5 protein-coding genes are annotated in these 4358 nt (G+C 29.6%); all 5 read right to left on the bottom strand.

Going from position 1 to position 4358, the window contains the following annotated elements; all coding sequences use genetic code 11:
* Positions 1-200: 200 nt before the first annotated feature.
* Positions 201-776 (bottom strand): TIR domain-containing protein, encoded by a 576-nt coding sequence (locus tag ACFQ1U_RS00515; RefSeq protein WP_386104203.1) that lies wholly within the window; start codon positions 774-776, stop codon positions 201-203.
* A 2-nt stretch (positions 777-778) separates the two neighbouring features.
* Positions 779-1183, bottom strand: a complete 405-nt coding sequence (locus tag ACFQ1U_RS00520) for a hypothetical protein (protein ID WP_386104205.1) — start codon at positions 1181-1183, stop codon at positions 779-781.
* Positions 1168-1752, bottom strand: a complete 585-nt coding sequence (locus ACFQ1U_RS00525; protein WP_386104207.1) for a toll/interleukin-1 receptor domain-containing protein — start codon at positions 1750-1752, stop codon at positions 1168-1170. Before ACFQ1U_RS00525 ends, ACFQ1U_RS00520 begins: the two co-directional genes overlap by 16 nt.
* Positions 1753-2571: 819 nt before the next feature.
* On the bottom strand, positions 2572-3387 hold the full coding sequence (locus ACFQ1U_RS00530) for a restriction endonuclease (RefSeq protein ID WP_386104209.1): 816 nt from the start codon (positions 3385-3387) through the stop codon (positions 2572-2574).
* 157 nt (positions 3388-3544) lie between these two features.
* Positions 3545-4189 carry a hypothetical protein gene (locus ACFQ1U_RS00535; protein ID WP_386104211.1) on the bottom strand — a complete coding sequence of 215 codons (645 nt, stop codon included), beginning with the start codon at positions 4187-4189 and terminating at the stop codon, positions 3545-3547.
* Positions 4190-4358: the final 169 nt, after the last annotated feature.

A 4358-nucleotide genomic window follows, 5' to 3' on the forward strand; every position in this document is an offset into this window, starting at 1 on the left:
TGTTGTTTTCTAATTCAGATATTATGTTTTTTATCTTCTTTTGCGTCACTTTATAATGTTTGCCAACGGTCCCGTATAAGAATAGTAGCGGATTTTCACACACAAACTTTTCGGTTAAACACAGACCTTTTTTATATTTACTTACTTTCTTTTAAGCGATTAAACCGCTATTATTTTTATACATTGTTGGCAGTAGGCTTTTATTCAACCCATTCCGAAAATTTATTATATCCATCATCTTCAATCCAATCATAAATTTTATAATCTGTCGATAGTCTGTATATCTTATTTCTATATTTTTCGTCAACTTCTATTACTGTCCAACCTTCTAAATCAGGATATTTTATCCAATTCTTATTTATATAATCGTGTAAATTAATTTTTTTCCCGTTTTCAGAAAATGAATAACCTAAATAATAAAGCGGGTTTGAGCCTTTGGATTTTGTTTTTCCATCTTTCCCTTTAATTCCGTTAATGTGAACTGCAAAAATGTGATTACCACTTTTCATACTTTGCATTATTTCATAACTAACCCATTTTCTGTTAAACGTATCTGAGCCAACTAAAACGCAAGTATTCGAGGTGTTTTTTATAGCTCCATTTATTAGACGTTTTAGAGCTATATTCCCCTCTTTTTTTGCTTTTTCCCATATAGAAGCATCAAAATAACCTGCTGATTCTCTATTTGGCTTAAGACGCCAATGGTTTCTTACTACATTCGCTCGAAAATCAATAATATCTTGATAATGAAAACTAAAAAATACTCTTTTTGCCATATTTAATTTATTACGAACATTACTATTAATGTTATTCCGATTAAAGTACCGTAAAAAATAATTTCAGTTTTAGAAAGTATACTAGAAATCCAGTTATTTTTGTTTGAACTACTTGTTTTCATACTAAAATCTATTTCACTATTTTCTTTCTTCCTCACCACTTCGTATAAATCTCGAAACTTTCTTTCTTGGCTTAAATAATAACCGTCCAAAATCCAAAATAAAGGTGTTGAAATGTATGTGATAATAATGTATTGAATATTTGTGTCTTTTGTAGCAAAAGCAAATAAAGCAGAAACGAGTGTTACTGCCCAACCACGAAGTAAAAATGAATTAACATTCATTCTTGTGATAACCTGTTGAATAAATTCAAGGTGCTTTAATTTGTTTTCTATGTTCTCAGCCATTCTTGTAATGTTTTATATCTTCTTGAACCGTCTATTGAAGGATAAAGAACGTAATAACCTTTAGGGATATAATTCCCTAAATTGTTCTTTGTACTACCATTTTGATATTCTATTGAAGGATATATTTGTAAATATTCATTTCCTGTCCAATGTCGATTATTATCGGCTAATCCTAAAATTGCAATATTGTCTTTTGAAAGTTTAAAAGTGTCGCCAATTCCAACTTCCCAATTACACCATTTGGATATAACGGCTCTATTTGTTGCTAATAGAATGAATTTTTCGTTTTCAATTATTTTTGATTTAATTCTATTTGCTGTATTACCATTTGTCCTTTCAGGCATTGTGTTATCCATCCAGTCAACATAAATACTAATCCCAAGATGTTCAAAGAAAATTTTTGCTTGTTCTACTTTGTCTTTATCCTGATGTGAATGAGATAAAAAAACACTAGTTGTTGCTGTTGATTTTGAAAATGTACGACTTTCGTTTGCATATCCATTCAGTCCTGAATATCCTGCATTTTGGCTAGCTATATTTCTAAATTCAGATTCGGTTATTATTGCCATAGTTTGTTTTTCAGCTTACTGCCAACGTGTTTGTATAAGATTAGTTGCGTGATTTCACTGACTAATTTAGCAAATACGAACCGAATAGAAAATCCGCAAGGATTTTCGTAAGTAGGTTTGCACTAGCAATTAATTTTATACGGTGTTGGTGTTTCGTTTTTATCCTATTCAGTTTATTGCTTTTAATTTCTTAAATGTTCTAATCGAATGAGTCATTTTTAATATTCCATAAAGAAATAATATCAAACTCAATAAAGTCCTAGAGGTTTCAGAAAATGACAAATCCTTAATATGATATACAGTCAAGATTACTATAAAAAGTACAGTTATGGATAATCCGATTAATATGTTTATTATAGTAGAAATTTTAATTCTATTTATTTCTTTTTTACTTAATATTTCTAAATTATTATTGTGAAATTGATGTGATTTAACATTGTAAAAACTAACTGATAAAAAAAGGACAAGTAATAGTAGAATCAGTAGAATACTTCTATAGTCAAAAATTGTAGTTCCGTTATAAATTTCTTTAATCGTCAAGAATATTCCAACAACAAAAAATAGTTGTAAGAAATAGGTCAAAAATTTATAAGCTTTTAATATCTTCATATTGTTTACTTAAATGGACACCAACGGTTTTGGCTAAGCTTAGTGTGGTAGTTGATAAGTCAGCGACTTATCGGACGAGCCACTTAGCTTAGACTTATTTTTAGTTTTTATCTTCGTCAGTTAAAACTAATCAAATAAGTTTAAGCGGACAAAGCAAATAAACCAAAACTTTGAGAAAATCATAAAAACCCACATTAAGTTTAGCCGTTGTTATGTGTAGCTTTCTTTTATGAATTTCATTTCTCCTGTTAAGATATTTTTTAATATTGCTTTGGTCGTTTTTTCAGCGTCAAATACCCATTGACTTTTGTTAATTACTGTATCGTATTTAATTTGAATTCCTTTTATTTTAATATGACCCAAATTTTCACTTTTAATAAATGTATTTTCAAATTCGTAAAAATGTTCATTATCTAAAAGTTTTTCTTCATTAAATGGTAATTCGTCTTGAAGTTGTAAAAAGGACTTTACCTTATTTTCTTTGCTATCATAAATCCCAATTTCATTGTTCATTCCAGATATTTTAACTTCAATTGAATTTATCTTTTCCTCAGGTAAATTATTCTTACACCAACCATAATCAAGTTGAACAAACCATTTTTTCGCATTTTGACTAATTGCTTGTACATTAGTCACTATTGTTTTTACTCGACCTTCCCAATCCTCAGATTTAGGTTCTCTCAATACTATTAGATTGATTCCGTGATGTTCTGCGAATTCCTTAGCTCCTTTTTGATATCCAATGGTTGTTACTAAAATTCCATTAATGTTTCCAACATCACTTAGAACACCATAAAAATTTCGGATTATCCCAATGCTTAATTTTTTATTATAATTTTTGCACTCAATAGCAACTTTATGATTTACACCTGCGAATTTGTATTCCCAATAAACATCTATTTGGTGTTTTGAAGATTTTCCTTGTAATTTAATGTTGTGTTTTACCTCAGTTGTTAAACCATCATCATTTAATAAACCTTGATAAACTTCTTGAGCAAATTTTTCATACTCAGTATTTTTATTCATAATGATCTCGGTTCTGATTTAGTTACACATAACGGCTTCGTATAACCCGTCAGTTATCGGACTAAATTAGCCAAAAGTTTTTAGTTATTTACTAGTTTAAGCAATTCTGAGTGGATTCGGACGTAGTCGAATCCGCCGTAATTGCCGTTATACATTGTTACCCAACGTTTTTTTCTCCAATCCATACTTTTCCTAATTCAAAAGCATAAGATTCGGTTCCGTCATTCAAAGTTTTTTTAGTGTGTTTTTTCTTTAATCTATCGTTAAACCATTTTTTATCTTCTAAATATTCTTTTTCGGTTTCGTAATCTTCTGGATTTCCTATGTCAGTACTAAACATAAAATCCTCGTCAAGTTTATGTTCCCAATTAAAACTTTCAATCCTCTTTTTTTTGATTTCGACAAAGTCAGTTTTAAATTCTTCTAATTTTTCGGGATTATTAAAAGTCGTATTATAAAAATCAATTGAGTTTCCGATTGCACAAACAACTTGTGATTTTGAGAACCTTGGCTCAAAAAGCCATATTTTCAAATAATAAGGTTCATTCAATTCGTCAAGTTGATTTTTCCAATTTTCATAAATATCAAAAAGTCCGTTTAGAATTCGTTCTTTAGTTTCTCCTTTTGGTTCAGGATTTCGGCTATTCGTTAATGAGATTCCACTAAATGGATGTATCCAAATTTTAGCATAATCTCTTTCGTAATTTTTTAGGTTTTCTAAATCAAGTTTCAGATTAGCTTTTTTCCATTTTTCAATGTTTTTCCAAATTCGATTATGTCCTCTAATTTTCTTCGTTTTCATTCGGTTTCTCAAATGTTGGGTAACGGTTTCGTATAACCCGTCAGTTATCGGACTAATTTAGCCAAAAGTTTTTAGTTATTAACTAGTTTAAGCAATTCTGAGTGGATTCGGACGTAGTCGAATCCGCCGTAATTGCGGTTATACATTGTTGTAAGCAGTATTCATTTGT

It is taken from the genome of Tenacibaculum geojense, assembly GCF_042676005.1.
Lineage (GTDB): Bacteria > Bacteroidota > Bacteroidia > Flavobacteriales > Flavobacteriaceae > Polaribacter > Polaribacter geojense.